Raw genomic sequence first — 18,350 nt, forward strand, 5'->3', positions numbered from 1 at the left:
CTGGTCCAACGGAGGCTTTCGCGCCCTCGCAACTCAGAGATGCAACGCCCAATGACCGTTCCAAAGCAGATCCATGAGCCACTTCTTGCAGTCGAGTCCCTTGCCGTGCGTTTCGGTGGGGTCGACGGCGGCTTTCTCGCGCTCGAGGACGTGTCGTTTCAGCTGGAAGCCGGGGAGACATTGTCGCTCCTCGGCGAATCCGGTTCAGGAAAATCTGTGACCGCGCAAGCGGTGATGGCACTACTCCCGGGCAACGCCGAGATATCCGGCGGCCATATCGCATTTTCCGGCGAGGACCTTGTGAGTCTTCCCCGATCCCGCACGCGGGCTCTTTGTGGCACCCAGATGGGCATGATCTTTCAGGATCCGCTTACCGCGCTCAATCCCGTCTTCACGGTCGGAGATCAAATCGCCGAATTATTCCAGGTGCGCCAGGGATATGGCCGACGCACTGCTTGGAGTGCTGCTGCGGATGTGATTGACGCGGTCGGTATTCCCGATGCGCGCCATCGTCTCAATGCTTACCCGCATCAGTTCTCAGGAGGAATGCGCCAACGTCTCGTCATTGCCATGGCGATCGCATTGAAACCGCGTCTTCTTATCGCTGACGAGCCGACCACTGCGCTCGACGTAACCGTTCAAGCGCAGATCATGGAACTCATCGGCAACCTTCAAAGGGAGACCGGGATGGCCCTTCTCCTCATCACCCACGATCTGGGGGTCGTTGCCGACGTGACCGATCGCGTTGCGATCATGTATGCCGGCCGGATCGTGGAAACAGGGCCGGTGAGGGTTGTCTATGACCATCCCGCTCACCCCTATACCCGCGGACTCATGTCGTCGATTCCGTCTCTCGATGAATCCGACGGTCCACTCTCAACCATTCCGGGCCTTCCGCCCAATCCCAGGGATCGTCCTTCCGGCTGCCCCTTCCATCCCCGCTGCTCTTTTGCGAAGCCGGTTTGCGCGGTCGAGCGACCGCCCATGCGCGCGCTGAGCGGAGGGCGAATGGCGGCTTGTCATTTTGCCGAGGAGGTGGTTCGTCTTGACCCTGTCTCCTGAACCGCTGCTCTCGATCGACGACCTGCGTGTTACGTTTGCTGTGAGATCGACTTTCCTGCGCCGCACGTTGATGGAAGTGAGCAGCGTCGCTGGCGTCAGTTTGAGTGTGATGCCGGGTAAGACCTTGGGGATTGTCGGCGAGTCCGGATGCGGCAAGTCGACGACGGCGCGGGCCATCATCGGGCTGGATAAACCCAGTTCCGGGACAATCACCTTTGCTGGAGAACGGATCGAGATGGCCTCGCCTCAACGACGGAGGCAACTCGCCCGTGACATGCAGATGATCTATCAGGACCCCTTTGCATCGCTCAATCCACGCAAGACGGTTGCGCAGATCATTGGCGAAGGTTGGCAAGTTCATCCGGATCTCTTGCACGCAACCGAGCGCAATGCGGAGACCGCCCTGCTGATGCGAAAAGTCGGACTCGATCCTGCGCTTTCTGATCGGTTCCCGCATCAGTTTTCGGGGGGGCAGCGGCAACGCATCGGCATCGCTCGCGCATTGGCTCTGCGGCCGCGCCTCCTGATTTGCGACGAACCTGTGAGCGCCCTCGACGTATCTGTGCAGGCTCAGACCCTCAATCTGTTGTCGGATCTCCAGCATGAACTTGGACTCACCTACGTGTTCATCGCCCATGACCTTTCGGTAGTCAGGCATGTGAGCAACACGATTGCCGTCATGTATCTCGGCCGAATCGTCGAAACGGGGGCGGTCGGACAAATCTATGCATCGCCAGCCCATCCCTATACCCGAGCCTTGATGTCGGCAGCGCCGATCCCGCGACCCTGGGCCGTCTCCAGGCCCGCCCGAATCGTTCTGAAGGGCGAGCTTCCGTCGCCACTTGCACCGCCGTCTGGCTGTCGCTTCCACACCCGCTGTTGGATGGCGCGGGAGCAGTGCCGTACCGATGAACCGAAATTGAGGGAAGTGGCCGGTCGACAAACAGCCTGCCACTTCGCAGAGGAGGTCGTCGCTACCGCGGGACCTGTGGGGACGCCATGACTGAGAATGAGACCCTTCAAGTGGGGATCGATGTGGGGCAGGGTGGTACCCGTGTTATCGTTCGGCGGGGAACGCGGACGGAGCGCTACGTTTCCCCTGGCTACTGGTCAGCCGCCGGGAATGGCGTTGTTTCCGCCGTTTTGCAGAGCGTCATGACCGCAATGATCCCATCGCACACGCCAATACAGGTTGGGATCGGGATGACTGGATTGAACGGCAACGCCGTGCCCATCGATGAGCTTTCGCGGGTACTTCGCGAGGCTTTCAGGCTTCACTCTCTCACGGCCGCTGACGATAGCGTAACCGCCTATCTCGGCGCCATTGGCACGCATGCCGGAGCCGTCGTGGCAGCTGGTACTGGCACGGTGGCCCTTGCCACGGACATGGTCACTCGCTGGGGGCGCTGCGACGGATGGGGGGCGGAGCTCGGCGATCACGGATCGGGCTATTGGATCGGACGTGAGGGTGTTCGGCGGGCTCTGCGCGGGCGGGACGGCGGCGCAAGTGGGCACCTTTTGACAGCGCTAGAAAAGCGCTTCGGTCCGGCAGTTGAGATGCCCGCATTGTGGCGCAGCCTCGTGGTGACGCCAGATCAAATAGCGGCCTTTGCCACCGACGTGGCGGAAGTTGCCCGACAAGGTGACGAGACCGCACGAGCGATCTGGCGGGAAGCAGGCATATCGCTCGCGGAGACCGTGTCTTATGCGTTGAGCATGGCCGGCTTGGAGCGGAGCGATGTTCCCGTTGCGGCGACGGGAGGCGTCTTCGCAGCGAGGGATCTCGTGGCGGCGTCCTTTGAGAACGCGTTGAGCGAAAGGCATCCCCGTGCCGTGATCTCCTCTGCCCCCGGGGACCCGCTCGAGGGAGCCCTCGCGCTGATCACTTTGCCCAATCCCGCCGCTTTCGGGAACCTGGTGGAGCGAGCCACGGAAGCGGCATGCGATCCGGAGCCGGTAGCAGCGAGTAGAGGGGCAGGCCAATGAGTTCCGGCTCCCTCCGCCGCCGAGCGCAATCAGGCATTCTGGCAAGGTTGCGTGGACATCTGGTGGTTTCTTGCCAGGCACCAGCGGGAAGCCCGCTGAAGGCTACCGCGCATATGTACGCGATGGCTGAAGCCGCTCTCTTGGGCGGTGCGGCAGGAATTCGCGCTCAGGGCTATGACGACGTTCAGGCAATTGCGCGCCTTGGCCATCCGGTCATCGGCCTGATCAAGAGGGACGAGCCTGGGAGCGCCGTATACATTACTCCACGCGCTTGCGACGTCGAACTGCTGGCTGCTGCCGGAGCACAGATCGTCGCATCGGATGCGACAGGCCGAACCCGTGCTTCCGGTGAGACGACCGAGCAACTCGTCGCGGCGGCTCATCAATCGGGGGCTCTTTTCATGGCCGACGTGGACTGCGTCGACGCGGCCCTGGCCGCAGTCGAGGCGGGAGCGGATTTGGTTGGAACGACCCTATCCGGATATACCCTGGGCCCTATACCGCATGAGCCTGATATTGAACTTGTTGCAGAACTCGCCCGGCGCCTGACAGTACCGGTGGTCGCCGAGGGCCGCTATCGAACGCCTGAGCAGGTGCGCGCGGCCTTCGACGCCTGTGCCTGGAGCGTTGTTGTCGGTGGGGCCATCACCGATCCAGTGGCCTTGACGCGTCGTCTCGTTAGCGCCTGTTCCCATCACCTCTTGCCTGAGACATTGGGTGATGACGCATGAGCCGATTGCGGGAAATCAGAGACGCTCTCTCTGAGAGGGTGCGCGCGTTGCCGCCGCACGCGATGTTGCCGCGCGAGCGGGACTTGGCAGAGGAACTCGGCGTAAGTCGAACCAGTCTTCGCCAGTGGTTGCGCGAGCTGACGGATGCCGGATTAATCTACAGCGTGCGAGGCAAGGGTACCTTCGTCTCAGATCGCCGTATCTCAAAAGGTACCGGTCTTACGAGTTTCACCGAAGACATGGTGGAGCGTGGACTGCAGCCGGCGACTCAGATTCTCAAGGTCGGACAGACTCTCGCCGAAGTCAGCCTTGCCGATGAATTCGGATTGGCGGCGGGAAGTCTTTTGCATTGCATCGATCGGTTGCGAACCGCCGACGCCACGCCGATGTGCATAGAGCAGGTGCATCTGCCTGCCGAACTCTTCCCAGGCCTTTTGCGAGAGGAATTGTCGGGATCTCTCTACGATCTCATGCGACAGCAATACGGCCTGGAAGTGGTCTTTGCCCGCCAACACGTGCGCGCAATCGTGCCCAGCGCGGCACAGGCGCGGTTGCTCCAGGTTCCGCGTTGCGCGGCTCTCCTCGAGGTTTGCCGCATCGGCTTCGACCATCGGCATCGCGCCATCGAGCGCACGGTTACGACCTACCGGGGCGACCGCTACGATTTCACCATGACGATCCGCCGAGACACCTCGCTTCGTGAGTAAATAAACATGCCTGACATTCACACTGACATTCTTATCCTCGGCGGCGGCGTTGGTGGGGTAGCTGCCGCCCTTGCCGCGTGTTCAATGGGCTGCCGCGCTGTTCTGGTCGAACCGTACGATTGGATCGGCGGACAATTGACGTCACAGGCCGTACCACCGGACGAACATCCGTGGATCGAGACGCATGGATCCACCGCCTTGTATCGGGCGTTTCGCAATGGCGTGCGGTCCCACTACCAACGGTACTACCCGCTCACCCGAGATGCAGCCGCGGACCCATTCCTTAATCCCGGAGGAGGCTGGGTCTCGCCACTGTGCCACGATCCTCGCGTCTCTCTGGCAGTACTCGAGGCTATGCTCCTTCCCCACGAAGCATCAGGCAGGATCACCGTCCATCGGCGGGCGAGGTTAATCGAGGCACAGGCTCATGCGGATCGGGTCGTGGCCGCGCGCATAGGCCTGGCGGATGGCACCGAGATCGTAGTCGAGGCATCCTATTTCCTGGAAGCGACCGAACGTGGTGACCTCTTGGCGCTTGCGAATGTTGAACATCGGACCGGGATCGAATCCGCATCCGATACAGGAGAGCCCAGCGCCGCCGCGGCTTCTCGACCACTCGCGATGCAAGCGGTGACAATCGTCTTCGCTATGGATCATGTGGACGGACACCATGTGATCGATCGTCCTGTCGACTACGACCATTGGCGCAATGTCACACCGCCGGGCTGGACAGGGCCTCTGCTTAGTTGGACCTATCCCAATCCGCGCACATTGAGGCCGACGACTCCACGTTTCCGGCCCAATATCGCCGATCACGAATCCCATGAGGAGGCCTTGCGTCATCCGGATCTTTGGAGCTATCGGCGAATTCTCGATCGGAGCCTGTTTACAAATAGGTTTTTCCAAAGCGACGTTACCCTCGTGAACTGGCCCATGAATGACTACCTAGAGGGTCCACTCCTCGGTGTTCCTGATACCGAAGTCCATGAGGCGCGCGCCCGAGCGCTAAGCTTGTCGCTCTTTTATTGGCTGCAGACCGAAGCGCCTCGTCCAAATGGAAACGTCGGCTATCCGGGTCTTCGGCTGCGCCCGGACGTGTTGGGCACCGGAGACGGCCTTGCGCAAGCGCCCTACATCCGCGAATCCCGTCGACTTCGCGCGGTCACGACAGTGGTCGAGCAGGATTTGGCGGTGTCCGCGCGCGGCGATGCTGGAGCTATTCACTACCGTGACAGCGTGGGAACTGGAGCCTATCGCATCGACCTTCATCCAACGACGGAAGGTGATCCGTACCTCGACGTCGCGGCCCACCCCTTCGAGATCCCGCTTGGCGCGCTCATACCAGAACGGGTCGACAATCTGATTGCGGCTGGCAAAACCATCGGCACAACCCACATCACCAATGGCTGCTATCGCGTCCATCCCGCCGAATGGTCCATAGGGGAAGCGGCAGGGCGCCTTGCCGCCTTTTGCTTGCAACGCAGTTGTGATCCGCGGTCGGTGCAGGAGAGCGATCTGCTACTGGGAGATTTTCAGACGTTATTGCAGAAAGCGGGCTCGGATCTGCGCTGGCAAGGCAATGAGAGGCTCCCGGCGTAAGTTCATCTAGCTTCAGCGAAGCAAGATTTATTGCCGTCCTGGACGCCGTGCGCGGCTTGCCGTTTGGCAGCACGCTTACGGCTGCAAGTTGACGGAACGGGGCCGTTCTTGACGCTTCCCCCGGACTTCATGCCCGAAGAGTTTCGCGCTTATTGCCTAGCCACCGCATTTCACGAGACGGCCCGCACCATGCAGCTGTCAGTTGACATTTTGGGATGAGAATATCGGTGTTTCTGGCGCTTTGGACATCAATAGTGAGACAAGTGGCCGGTTCGCCTTCTCAATTTAGATGTCAATGCTACAGCAGCGCACTCTGAGTGCGCCGCTGTTTTCGACCTTAAAACGGCAGCCAACGTTGAAAGATGTTCGTTCCCAAAAAAACGTCCCATCGGAAAGTATGATCGATCTGAATCACCTCGAGCGGACGGCTGACTGTGTATTTGCCGGGAGTTGCCGTCGTGTCCTTGATGATTGCGGCTTCCCCGCGCTTCGGGCCTCTTACACGGGCATCAATCGCTTTAACCCTTGACCGCACTGTTCTACGATCAGGTAACGGCAGATTTTTATCAGTACACCTGGCATGGACCTCATTGACCAAGTGGGTCAGGGTCGGTCGCGTAGGCTTGAGATGAACCTTTCGAATCGTGTCATTGAGCGGCACGAAAAGAAATTTCCAAGGTGAGATCTAAGACGATGGAACGCGTCGTGCCGTCGACATCCCTCGGCCCACCGCGCCGCCTTTGCAGCCTCCTCCACCTGAAATTCGCTGTCGCTCACGCCCGCCCCGAATCCAGACAACGTCTGTGACTGGGCGATCCCCCAGGCGGGCTGTGTCGCAAATCTGAGCGGAGGCGAGGGAATGGTTGAGGCGGTGTCTTGGCTTCAGGCAGCGAGCCTCTCAAACTGCTCGGCGAGTGAGGGCTGCGGATTCCGGGCGTAGAAAAAGCTGGACCACGAGAATCCTGGTTTTGTCGCACGACAATCCAAGAGGGTTGCGGGGACAGGATTTGAAGCTGTTAACTTTAAGCTCTGAGAATAGGTCAGACACCCGATGTCGCCCCAAAATCGAAGGCTTGATCGATGCTAGGTAGGACCGTCCAGTGTCACACGATCCCCCAGGCGCGGTAGCGGCGGCGACCCGTGAGTTCGCGTGGCAGCGCACCGCCCAACTGCATCAGCATCAGATCGACTGCCTTGGGCGTCACCTTGAGAAGTTTGGCCCCAAGCGCCACGGTCACCAGGGGACGAGAGAGAAACAGCTCGACCAGCTCCGGCAGCTTCGAGTTGCTGCGGCAGGTACGCGTGACCCGGTCCATGGTCTCGCGCGCCAGGATCAGACGCTCGAGATCCTTTTGCCCTTGCGCGACCGCCTCCTCGATTACGGCGCAGAAGCCGGCGACGATCTCGGGGGCCCCTTCCCTTCCCTGCGGCCGGAACTTGGCGGCCCTGAACCCCGAGGCCAGCGGCAACAGATGTCCAGTCAGGCCGCGGGCCCGCAGAATGCACCCGGCCATGATAAAGCCGAGCCAGGGCTGGCGCGGATAGAGGTTGAGATCGAGCCACGCCTTCCAGGCCATCGCCGCGGCGGCAACTGCCGGCCAGGGCGCGGTCCGCTTTACCAGATCGAGCCAGAGATCCTCGTTCTGCCCCTCGTCGATTTCGGGGTCATAGACCAGGTGTGAACGGCTGCTCCGGATCGGGGTCTCGCCGGCCAACACCTTGCTGGTTCGCGCAAGCAGGGCATCAATATCGGCGAATTGCGCCCTCCATGGATCGGCGTCATTGGCGAAGGCCGGATAATCCTCATCGCGCTCACCCTCGCCGTCAGCAGGGGTAAAATCAGAGCGCACTTCCCTCCCCTCCCCGGTTGTCGGCATGATGCCACGCAAGGCCGCAAGGCCATCGATTGAAATCGGCCACGGTGCCTTGCGTGCAAGAACCGTACGTCTCGCGCGCAGGGCGGTTGCGGCGCGGGTTAGTTCATGGGTGGGGCTTCTCACATCCATGCCGGCATCGTGCAGGACGACGTCGCCGATATCGACGAGATGACCATCCAGGATCAGCGCTCGCACTGCCTCGGTCATGTCACAGCGTGATTGCCATCCCGTCGCCAGGCCGGAGGCGTCGAGCCGCGCATCGAGCTTCATCACCGCGATGCTAACCTGCTCAAGTCGGCCCGCGATCCTTTCCCAAGGAAGGGAGGGCAACTCCACTGCCGGCGGAGAATGTTCGTCGGTGAACGTCAGCATGACCCGAAGCGCGATGATGTCAGGAGAACATTGAGTGGCATGCAGATGGGTGCGGCGTCTGCAATGGTTGGACGACCAGCAGGCCCAGCGACTGCAATCAAACTGATCCACCCCATAGCTACAACCCCCACCCCGCTCACCAAGGACGCCAGATCGGCTGCCGAGAGGCAGCTCGAGCGGGACAGTGCTGCCTCCGAGCTGTACAATCGACCATACATCCGATTACAGCGTCAATTGGATCGGTCCTTAAACTGTTGATAAGCAACGAGGAGGATTGAAGTTAGCGGAGTCAAACACGCCGTTGTTACGGAGGACTCCATATCACCGAGTGCCCCTCAGAACTGACGCTTTTTCCTCAGATCTCCTGCAGAGTCCTAGATGACCCTGCACTTGGCATACGAAGGCGTGATTTGGCCCATCTGGCCGCCTCCGCGAGGGGAAATCGTCCCTCAGCACGGCCGCGGGCGCCACAGATTGCCGTTATGTAGCCAGGAACGGGATCTAGCTACGTCTAGAGACGGTCATCTTGTGGTATTAAGCGACTCTGTACAAATGCTCCGAAAGCTGATTCACGATGTACGTCCAATCATCGGCCCACCAGTTTGGATGCTCAGATGCCCTCCCCTCCCCCAAAGCAGCGCCTGATCGGCTACGCCCGGGTCTCGACCGACGAACAGCTGACCGACGCCCAGATGATTGAACTCAAGGCAGTGGGCTGCTCAGTCATCCACCAGGAGCACGGCTCTGGCGCCTCCAGAGCAAGGCCCGTGCTAGCCCGACTCCTGCGAGAGATCAGGCCCGGCGATGTTCTTGTCGTCGTTCGCCTCGACCGTCTTGCCCGGTCAGTGAGCCACCTCCTAGAGGTGATCGAGGGGCTCGAGAGAAAGCGGGCCCATTTTAAATCGATCCGGGACCCGATCGATACCTCGACCCCACAGGGCATGTTCTCGCTGCAGGTATTAGGCGCCGTTGCACAGCTTGAGCGCTCTCTCATCTCGGAGCGCACGAAAGCTGGCCTGAGGGCCGCAAAGGCCCGCGGAAAGATCCTGGGCAGCCGCGCGATGAAGGAACGGCGGCCGGAATCCATTCGAAAACTCTCTCTGTCGCGCCGGAAAGCCTATCTCGACGACATTATCGAGACTGCCGATCGGTGGATGCCGACGGTGAGGCGGATGCGGCCTGCCCATACCTGGGGGGACGTGACACGCGTTCTGAACGGCAGCGGTCAGGAATGGACGGTCGAGCGACTTCGCCGCGCGGTGGGCAAGATGGTTTCGGAGCGGATGGCCGACGCTAGTTTGCTCAAGCGCTCCCCTCCCCGCGCCCAGCAAGAACGCCTTATGACCCTTGTGGCTGGCATCGCCATGGCCGACCCGAACCTCTCCCTCAGGGGTATTGCAGCTCAGCTCGAACGAATGCGGGAACGGACGCCACGCGGTGGCACCCAGTGGTCGGCGTCATCTGTGAAGCAGCAACTCGATCGAGCGCGACAACTGGGGCTACATTGACCTGAAATCCACCCGCCTTTCAGCAGTCGAGATTTTCTGGATCACCGAAATCGTCGCTGATGCTTTTGACCTTTCAACGCGCCAAGCGTGCGTGGCGGGTTTGGGTCGCCGCTTCCCACAGCCCTCACCGCTTCGTCAGACAATTTGGGAAGATCTCGGGTCAGCGACCATCGCCTCCCCTCTTCGATTACCCTCTGATGCTCGTCCTTTGGCAAAATCCTGACGCAACGACCATCGATGAAGCAGGCGATGTACGTGTAGCGTGTGCCATGACGACCCCTCCCGTAGAACTCCAAGTCACCGTTGAACGGGATCTCGACGTCTCCAGCCGGAACGCGCGCGGCGCACCGACGATGCACTTGAACCCTTCGGCACTGCCTCGCGGTCTCTCCTCAGGGGCGCTTCCTCGATGTCGATCGTATGATGGATCAAGCGACCGTCCGCCGTAATCGTCTAGTCCTCCGTCCACTGGGCATCGGTATCCTGGGTCAGGAAGACAATTCCCTCCGGAGGACGGGCTCCGGGAGGGGCATCTCGCATTTCAGGCAATCATAGGTGCTCATCGGCGTGCTGGCTCCGTCTGTGCTGCTATAGTACCCGGAACCATGGAAAGTCGCGATATTGGATCCAGGACAGAGGATTCCCAAGCCTGGCGAGCTTCTGGACTCTGCTGAGGGCGCGCGCGAGGTGAAGATTCTGCTCAACCGTATCGCACACGGGATCGCCGTTTGAGCTATTAAGCTTCAGTTAACCATATTTGTCCCTGACAGGGTTTCGGTTGTCGCTTGACCGGATAGCGCAGACGCTCCGGCTCATGTCCGGATCCAGCCGCCAACACCCGAGAAAGAGCCCCTCCCCTACCGGTTCGTGACCTGACCCGCAGTCCTCAATGTCCAACCCGGCTATGGCTCGAACTTCTTTTCCAGCTCCGCTTGTTCCTCGGGCGTGTGCTGGGATTGCGACTGAGTAAGCGCGTCCCTGAACTTTGCGCGCCTATTCAGGGTCCAACTTATCCAACTCGTCCTTTAGCAGGTGCAAGATGTCGTCTGGGGTTTCCGACGTTAACAGGACGCGCCGCACATCGCGTGGTCGCATGTTCTCGACAGGCACGGGCTCTCGTCCGTCATGCAATATCCCATACACCTCCTCCGGCTTTGTCGGGGCAAATGGCTTGCTTCGGCGAACACTAGGTTCACCGTCTCGCATCAAGTCTTCGAAAATATTGTCCGAAAGTACCAGTCGCCGGCCGGCCTCCATGAGCCGCTTGTGCTGATCTTCCGTCAGGATCCTGACGCAGTGACCATCGATAAAGCAGGCGACGTAAGCGAGGCTCGAAGCGGAGCTTAGGTCGGTAAAGGTTAGATCGCCGTTGAACGGAATCTCCTCGTGACAGTCTGGAGCACGGCGCCATGCGCCAAAGGAATTCCCAAGGATGCCTGGACCGGTCCCGGTGAGGCCGCTCATCCTCTGGGATCACCTCCCTGCGGTGATGAACCAGGCGCCCGTCGCCTGAAATCGTGTAGTCCTCAAAAAACTGACTGGGTGTATCGCGCGTCATGAACACAGTACCCTCAGCCGGCCGAGGTTCGGGAAGGGGCATCTCGCACCTGATATGATCCCACACGCTCATTGCTGTCCCCTCGCCTTTCCGTGCATTCCAGGGCCCTATTCTGTCACGCCCATCCGCTTCAATTACGTGAAGCTGCCCACCGGCAACTCGAGCCATCACCCCTCCCCATGGGCTCCTACGACCAGTGAATATCCTCGTCCCGGTATGGCGTAAAACCCTTATCCGTCTCGTTTGGGGGCATGTAGGCGCCTTGTTGAGCTGCCGCGAGAAAACTCCGGACGGCCATCAGATCCTCCAATGATCCGGTGGCCATGAGCGCGATGGGAGCCCGGCCGTTGTACGGGGCAGCGCCGTGAGAAGCCTGTAGCCACTCCATCACCTCCTCCCTCGTCTCATGGAGAACCTGGAGAGATCCGTAGATGCCTAGGACAGCCGAGATCCGCATAAGGGCGCGGCGTTTAGAATCAGCGGCCGATCGGATTGCGCTTTCCTGCACCAGGCTTGGTAGACTGAGTGGAGCGGCATTCCGAGGATGCGAATTTGCTGCTCCTCAGAGAGGCCCCATTGGTTGGCCGCGGCGAGAAAGGTCCGGAGGCCCGGCCCGCTAAGGCGCCGCCGGTTCTCTCGACTGAACTCTTCTTTCGCGGAGAGGCCTACACTCTTACGCATAACGGCGGCCCTCCTCAAATCGAATACGGCGTGTATATTTGAGAGCAGCCGTCGTCCATCAGCCCGATCGGTGGAAGACCGATGTGACGTTGGCTCATCGGCACCTACCCGGGCGCGAAGCGGGCCTCGATGGCCTCACCTACCCTCGCCTACCTACCCGCGCGTTCGCGGGGCCGCGCAGCCTGAGCCGAGGGCGCGCTAGTGATCGTTGTCAGCTGACAACGCGGTGGCAAAAACCGTTAACAGTTTGTTAGGACTAAAACTCTTGTTCGTTCTGCCGAATCGTGGCCATAAGTGAAGACGGCAATTGAGCGTCAAACGCACAGAAGCCGTTTTGAGGGAACCAGATGGCGCAGCAGGCGGAAAAGCAAACCACCGGCGAGACTACTTCTAAAAGAATAGCGCGACATGCCGGCGTGTTGTCTGCGCAATTGCGTCAACTCGGAACCGCCCTCTTTCCGCCCGCCGCAAGCAAGGGCCTGCGGTCTTTCACGTCTGGAGAAGCGGCGCGAATTCTGGGCGTCTCTGACGGGTATTTGCGCCAACTTTCGCTGGACGGGCAAGGCCCAATCCCGACAATCGGTACAGGCGGCCGCCGCTCGTACCGGCTCGCCCAGATCAACGAGATGCGCAACTACCTCGCGGATGTCCGGCCTCGCGAGACGCTAACGTTTAAGCAAGGACGGCAACACGACGACAAACTTCAGGTGATTGCCGTCACGAATTTCAAAGGCGGCTCGGCCAAGACCACGACATCGCTCTACTTGGCTCAGTATCTCGCGCTGCAGGGAATCCGCGTTCTAGCAATCGACCTCGACCCGCAGGCGTCACTGTCGGCGATGTTCGGCTATCAACCAGAGTTCGACATCGCCGAAAACGAGACATTGTACGGCGCTATTCGATACGATGAACATCGCCGTCCGATGAGCGAAGTCGTTCGCAAGACATATTTCGACGGCATTGATCTTGTGCCTGGCAATCTTGAGCTCATGGAGTTCGAACACCATACCCCCCGGGCAATGATCGAGCGGAATACGCGCGGTCACGATCTTTTCTTCCGGAGGGTAGCCTCGGCAATCGATCAAGTTGGCAACGAGTACGACGTTGTTGTGATCGATTGTCCGCCGCAGCTTGGATATCTCACACTTGGCGCCCTGAACGCCGCGACCGCCATGTTGATTACCGTCCATCCTCAGATGGTCGACGTAGCTTCGATGAACCAGTTCCTCCTTATGACCTCAGAGCTTATCACGGTGGTTGAAGAGGCGGGCGGGCGGTTGGACCACGACTTCATTCGGTACGTTGTCACCCGACATGACCCGAATGATGTGCCTGAGACTCAGATCGTCGCACTCTTGCGGAACCTGTTTGGCTCCGACGTGCTCAAGTCGACGGCATGGAAGTCCACTGCGGTTGCCAATGCCGGCCTGACCAAGCAGTCGCTTTACGAACTCGACCGCAGCTCGGTCGGACGCGCGGCTTACGACCGAGCGCTGGAGTCTGTGGATGCCGTCAACGCCGAGATTCTTGACCTGATCAAAGGAGTTTGGGGGCGATGAGCAAGCGCATGGACGCAATTCGATCATTGCTGACAGCGCCTCAAGGCGAGGCACCGGAGTCGTTGTCAGCTGACAACAAACCTGCGCCCTTGCCTCGCGTGTCCTCTGGGTCCGTCCGATCCATGAAAGAATCGTTCTCGTCCGCCGAGCGAGAGAATGAGGATCTTAGAGCAAAGCTGGCATCCAGTCTGACGATACGAGAGATTGACCCAAACCTTATAGATCCATCCCCGATTATGGACCGCTTCCAAGATCAGGATGAAGAAGGCTTCGAGCTCTTAAAAGTTTCAATTCAACAGCGCGGGCAAGAGGTGCCTGTTCTGTTGCGGCCGCATCCGGCGGTTCAGGGACGCTACCAGAGCGCCTACGGACATCGACGCATTCGTGCCTCGCGCGAGTTAGCGATACCGGTCCGCGCTGTCGTCCGAGACTTGACCGACGAGGATTTGGTCGTTGCACAGGGCGTCGAGAACTCGGCGCGCCAGGACCTCAGTTTTATTGAACGAGCTATTTTTGCCGCCCGTCTCGAGAACGCCGGACATGAACGTTCGGTCGTTCAGGATGCACTATCCATTGACCGTGCTGAAGCGTCCAAGCTTGTGTCAGTTGCCAAGGCGCTGCCAGCTGACCTCATCGAGGCCATCGGCCGGGCTCCCAAAGTCGGTCGTCCACGCTGGCAAGCGTTAGCGGATGCTTTGAGGTCGTCACCAGCGGCAATGACAGCGGCGAGGGCGGCGATGCAGTCTGCGGATTTTCAACGCCGCGACACCGACGCTCGTTTTCTAGCAGTGCTCTCTGCAGCAACTGCGAAGCCACAGGATACTTCGAAGGGAGAGCCTCGGAGTGTCACAACGGCTTCAGGTCAGAAGGTCGCTCAGATCACACAGAGTGGGCGGGAGCTGAAGATCATGGTCGACAAGGAATTCGATGCTGCATTCGCAGATTTTCTTGCCGAGCAACTTCCAATCCTGGCTGAGCGGTTTGCGAAGGGCAGGGGCGAGGGGACGTCGTAATGTAACCGCGGTAAAGCAAAAGGCCCCGAAGCTGGACACTTCGAGGCCTTTGGAACCTCACCAAGGACGGCAAGGGCAACTCACTTCCCCCTTATGCCATCCTGATGATTCGGGTGTCAAGACACTGATTCGGTGAACGGTCCTGCTTTGCCCTCAGAAGGGGAGGGTACGGTGCAATTGGCATCATCTGGAGGCCGGCGGCTGAGACATGCTGCATTGGCCGCGCGGAAACTTGCGCTCGAGACAGGGCGTACAGTGACCCGCAAAGAACTATCGGCAGCAGGCCGGGAGGCAGAGAAGGCGCTCGAATTGCGCCCGACCCTCCGCCTGGTGCTGTCTGAGCTGGTCGCTTGCTGGGGCGAACAGGCCTGGGACCGGCTGCTCGTGTGGCCGTCGAACGATTACCTCGAGAGCCGGACCGGGCTGACCGAACGGGCGATCCGCTTTGCAATTCGGGCTTTGACCGACCTCCAGCTGATCGTCCCGAAGGATTCTCCCAACGGCAAACGCTACGCGATCAAGGATCTATCTGGCGAGATCATTGACGCATTCGGCTTCGATCTGACACCGCTCTACACCCGCCGTGGCGAATGGGCAGCGCTCGTCCTTGAGCAAAAGCAGCTGCGTCAGATGCAGAAGCAGGCTTTCGACGACGTCACGATCTGCCGCAGAGCCACAGAGGAGGCGCTGGGCGCCCTTGCGCAGCATTTCCCGAGCGTTGACCGCTCTGAGCTCGAAGTCCGCCTCCAGGACCTGCAGGGGAGGACGCCAAAGCGCTCGACCCGAACCTTGCCATCGAGACTTCTCGAAGAGTGGCAGAGCCTCAGGGATCACACCGAAGAAACCTTCTATGAAGCGGGCAGTGGCGGAATCCGATTCCGGCACAATAAAGCAGACAATAAATCTCCTAGTGAGACTTGTAACAACGGCTTTCCGAAGAAAGCTGGGGCCGTTCTTCAAGCCGAACAACCGCTGGAGCATCTATCACCGGCTGTGATCGTTGAAGCCTGCCCGACATTGGCGGACTTCGGCCAACCGATCCGGGATGTGCCCGATCTGGTGAGGGCAGGGCGGTTCCTTCGCGCCTCGCTGGGCGCCCATGAAAGCGCCTGGAACGAGGCCGTGGCCGAAATCGGCGCGGTCAGGGCCTCCATTGCGGTCATCTACGTGCTGCAGATCTACGACGATGATGTTTCCAGCGGCGGCAATCGGATCAAGAATCCGGGAGGCTACTTCCGCGCGCTTATTCGCATGGTCAAAGCCGGGAAAATCGACCTCGAAGTTGAGCTGCTCGCCATGCGCCGGCGAAGGATGAGTTGATGGTCGACCGGCATATCGATCTGCGTGATGACGCCAACCGGGGAGGGGGGCAGATCATGAGCAAACCCGATTTCGGCGAGGCAGGTCGATAAACTGGGAATTCCAGACGGTGCGGAAAGAAAAGGCGTGATAAATTCGGTGCTTATCGGGTGAGAGGCATGACACACGAACACGCCAGGGGAGTTTGCGTTTGCATCACCAAAGTGAATCGTTTGAGGCAAACTGATTCAAGGGTTTCACCGGATGCCGGCGGAGCACCCGGATGAAATTGGGGCATGTCCGAGGAATGATCCAGTACCTGGTTCTTGATCGCTGCGAACCGAGTTGCAACATGGCGCGCTTCTATGTGCTTGCAATCGAACCAAGCCTGTTCGGAGACAGACCCCCATCCGCGAGTGGGGATGCATCGGCAGGAGAGGTCAGCGGCGGGTCGAGAACCATAACAATCGGACCAAGGCTGCGGAAGCACTCGCGATCTGGCTTCGACGCAAACAAAAAAGGGATTACACGTTGCGAGGTTGAGCAACGCTGGGAAGTTCAGCGCTCTCCCAATTGTTTGCGAAAGTGAAGGAAGTCTTAATGATCGATGATGAGGTGGTTTGACATTAAACCTGATCGGCATTCTCCTTATCGGAGTCTCTCGGCCTGGTAATGGCTCATCTCCGGAGTTTCCGGCGCGCGAACGCGAATTTGACCGCGGCGACCGGTTCGACGCGGGCGGGGATCGGCCAATCGACGCCGGAAGTGCATTTGTACGCGCACATAAGCCCGTCAGCGGAAGTAGAATGCAGTCACTTCACTCCCTTAAGCGAATTTAACCCTTGCTGGATCAAGCACTTGTGTTTCGCGGGCAGCACGGTCGTGGGGCTTAGCGGGTCTCGTCCGGGATGAGGAAAACCGGGCGCCATAGCTCTACGATCTGCCGGATAGCGCTGCGACATGATAGAGGCAGTGCGGGCACTCCTCGACGTCACTCGTCGAAATCGGTGACGTCGTACTCCACGATACCGGAATGGGTGGCAGAAGCCCGAGTCACGAATAGACCCGTCCCGCGACGGCGAGGGTCTCGCGAAGATAGCGGATGCAATGCGCGGCTTCGAAAACCCAAGGGTGGATGCCGATGGCAACGGCCCGGGCGCTCATCGCCGACGCACGTGCGAGCGCGTCAATCGCGTCGGAGACGAGCCTCGGAAAGCGATCGGCTGACAGCTTTCGGAGCCAGAGCGTCTGCACGTCGTCCCATCCGCTGGGGGCTGGGAGGGCGATCAGGCCCCCTGCATCGAGGGGTCGGTAGGGCTTCTCGTCGTTCGCCCAATCCATCGTGTAGACAAGCCTGCTTCGCGCAGAAGCGCGGACGTGCGAGGTGTGTGCCGAAAGCCAGCCTCGAGGCGATGCCCCGAACGTGGTACGAAGCGCGTCGCGGGAGTGTTGAATGTGAGCGCGTTCCTCGTCTTCGGTCATCCGGCTCGTGATCATGCGATTGGCAGTCAGGCCGTGCACGGCAATCTCGTATCGGCGCGAAACGATCTCCGTGACGATCTCGGGATGCGCCTCGATGGCTCCCGCGCCAATGGCTGCCGTGACAGGAACCGCCAGTTCGTCGAGAATCTCAAGCACCCGATAGAAACCGACGCGATTGCCGTACTGGCGATACGGCCAGGTTCGGTAATCGGACGTGAACGTCCCGAACTCGCCCTTGGCGCCTTCTGGCGTCAGCAACTCGTAATGCTCGATTTGCAGCACGATGTTGGGATCCCTGCAGTCCGAAGGCGATCATTCCTCAGGTGCCGTTGGGTCGGCGTGCCCGTTCATCGGGCCTGAGAGCGCGTGAGTGCGGCGGTTGCTTCCTCGGCAGCCCGCGTCCCGCTCTGATAAGCGCCATGGGCGGTCGAGAAATCGTGACGCTGGGTCGCTTCGCCGGCAAAGAAAAGCCGCTGGTCGAACGGACGGGCCAGCTCGCCCCGCGCGCCAGCACGCCCCGGCAGGGCGTAGCTATAGGCGCCTCCCACATACTCCATTCGGCTCCAATTCGAGGCGACAAGCGGGCGGAGCCTGCGTCGGACATCCGCGCCGAAAAGTGCTGCGAGCTGGTCCACCGCGTAAGCAAAGGCGGCGACTGGCATCGCTGTCTTCAGTGACGTCCGGGTGATCGGCGCCACGCTTTGGACGGATTACGCCGTTTTGGAACATCCACCGAGCGGAAAAACTTCGGCGTTTCAACAGCTGAACGACCATCGCTTGATCCAGATCGCACAACGCGGATCGACGAAGCGATTTTCCCCTTCTCACGCTGAAATGCTTCACCGGTCGGATCTCGCTTTTATTGAGAAGCACTTGGCCGTGCCGTTCGATGGTGCGACGGTCGTGGTAACTCATC

15 protein-coding genes and 1 pseudogene are annotated in these 18,350 nt (G+C 60.0%); 11 read left to right on the plus strand and 5 right to left on the minus strand.

Annotated elements, in window-relative coordinates; all coding sequences use genetic code 11:
- Positions 1–51: 51 nt before the first annotated feature.
- From FEZ63_RS07875 to FEZ63_RS07900, 6 genes are all read left to right on the plus strand, one after another.
- On the plus strand, positions 52–1,062 hold the full coding sequence (locus FEZ63_RS07875; RefSeq protein ID WP_150943094.1) for an ABC transporter ATP-binding protein: 1,011 nt from the start codon (positions 52–54) through the stop codon (positions 1,060–1,062).
- Positions 1,046–2,065 (plus strand): ABC transporter ATP-binding protein, encoded by a 1,020-nt coding sequence (locus FEZ63_RS07880; protein WP_201274115.1) that lies wholly within the window; start codon positions 1,046–1,048, stop codon positions 2,063–2,065. Before FEZ63_RS07875 ends, FEZ63_RS07880 begins: the two co-directional genes overlap by 17 nt.
- A complete protein-coding gene (locus FEZ63_RS07885) occupies positions 2,062–3,048 on the plus strand; it encodes an N-acetylglucosamine kinase (RefSeq protein WP_150943099.1) in 987 nt (328 codons plus the stop codon). The genes FEZ63_RS07880 and FEZ63_RS07885 overlap by 4 nt, the downstream gene beginning before the upstream one ends.
- Positions 3,045–3,779: an N-acetylmannosamine-6-phosphate 2-epimerase gene (locus tag FEZ63_RS07890; RefSeq protein ID WP_150943101.1), complete on the plus strand. Its 735-nt coding sequence runs from the start codon at positions 3,045–3,047 to the stop codon at positions 3,777–3,779. Before FEZ63_RS07885 ends, FEZ63_RS07890 begins: the two co-directional genes overlap by 4 nt.
- A complete protein-coding gene (locus FEZ63_RS07895; protein ID WP_150943104.1) occupies positions 3,776–4,486 on the plus strand; it encodes a GntR family transcriptional regulator in 711 nt (236 codons plus the stop codon). Before FEZ63_RS07890 ends, FEZ63_RS07895 begins: the two co-directional genes overlap by 4 nt.
- Positions 4,487–4,570: 84 nt before the next feature.
- Positions 4,571–6,085, plus strand: coding sequence for an FAD-dependent oxidoreductase (locus FEZ63_RS07900; RefSeq protein ID WP_244622739.1), 1,515 nt, complete (start codon positions 4,571–4,573; stop codon positions 6,083–6,085).
- Positions 6,086–7,188: 1,103 nt separating this feature from the next.
- Here FEZ63_RS07900 and FEZ63_RS07905 read toward each other — a convergent pair.
- On the minus strand, positions 7,189–8,334 hold the full coding sequence (locus tag FEZ63_RS07905; protein ID WP_275552341.1) for an RHE_PE00001 family protein: 1,146 nt from the start codon (positions 8,332–8,334) through the stop codon (positions 7,189–7,191).
- A gap of 614 nt (positions 8,335–8,948) precedes the next feature.
- Between FEZ63_RS07905 and FEZ63_RS07910 the strand changes: the two genes are divergently transcribed.
- On the plus strand, positions 8,949–9,842 hold the full coding sequence (locus tag FEZ63_RS07910) for a recombinase family protein (protein ID WP_150943106.1): 894 nt from the start codon (positions 8,949–8,951) through the stop codon (positions 9,840–9,842).
- Positions 9,843–10,835: 993 nt separating this feature from the next.
- Here FEZ63_RS07910 and FEZ63_RS25135 read toward each other — a convergent pair.
- Positions 10,836–11,306, minus strand: coding sequence for a hypothetical protein (locus tag FEZ63_RS25135; RefSeq protein WP_150943108.1), 471 nt, complete (start codon positions 11,304–11,306; stop codon positions 10,836–10,838).
- Positions 11,307–11,587: 281 nt separating this feature from the next.
- Positions 11,588–11,788 (minus strand): hypothetical protein, encoded by a 201-nt coding sequence (locus FEZ63_RS07925; RefSeq protein ID WP_162419702.1) that lies wholly within the window; start codon positions 11,786–11,788, stop codon positions 11,588–11,590.
- Between the two features lie 640 nt (positions 11,789–12,428).
- Between FEZ63_RS07925 and repA the strand changes: the two genes are divergently transcribed.
- From repA to FEZ63_RS07945, 4 genes are all read left to right on the plus strand, one after another.
- Complete coding sequence (gene repA, locus FEZ63_RS07930) at positions 12,429–13,640, plus strand: plasmid partitioning protein RepA (RefSeq protein ID WP_150943112.1); 1,212 nt, start codon at positions 12,429–12,431, stop codon at positions 13,638–13,640.
- Positions 13,637–14,653: a plasmid partitioning protein RepB gene (gene repB, locus FEZ63_RS07935; RefSeq protein WP_150943114.1), complete on the plus strand. Its 1,017-nt coding sequence runs from the start codon at positions 13,637–13,639 to the stop codon at positions 14,651–14,653. Before repA ends, repB begins: the two co-directional genes overlap by 4 nt.
- Before the next feature lie 171 nt (positions 14,654–14,824).
- Positions 14,825–15,973, plus strand: a complete 1,149-nt coding sequence (gene repC / locus FEZ63_RS07940) for a plasmid replication protein RepC (RefSeq protein WP_150943116.1) — start codon at positions 14,825–14,827, stop codon at positions 15,971–15,973.
- 324 nt (positions 15,974–16,297) lie between these two features.
- Complete coding sequence (locus FEZ63_RS07945; RefSeq protein ID WP_244622700.1) at positions 16,298–16,495, plus strand: WGR domain-containing protein; 198 nt, start codon at positions 16,298–16,300, stop codon at positions 16,493–16,495.
- Between the two features lie 510 nt (positions 16,496–17,005).
- Here the strand turns inward: FEZ63_RS07945 and FEZ63_RS07950 are convergent.
- Both FEZ63_RS07950 and FEZ63_RS07955 read right to left on the minus strand, forming a co-directional pair.
- Positions 17,006–17,716 carry a polysaccharide deacetylase family protein gene (locus FEZ63_RS07950; protein WP_162419703.1) on the minus strand — a complete coding sequence of 237 codons (711 nt, stop codon included), beginning with the start codon at positions 17,714–17,716 and terminating at the stop codon, positions 17,006–17,008.
- Positions 17,717–17,781: 65 nt separating this feature from the next.
- Positions 17,782–18,090: pseudogene (locus FEZ63_RS07955) on the minus strand (FAD-dependent oxidoreductase); the annotation flags it as partial.
- Between the last annotated feature and the right edge of the window lie 260 nt (positions 18,091–18,350).

The sequence above is a fragment of the Microvirga brassicacearum genome (assembly GCF_008757455.1).
GTDB lineage: Bacteria > Pseudomonadota > Alphaproteobacteria > Rhizobiales > Beijerinckiaceae > Microvirga > Microvirga brassicacearum.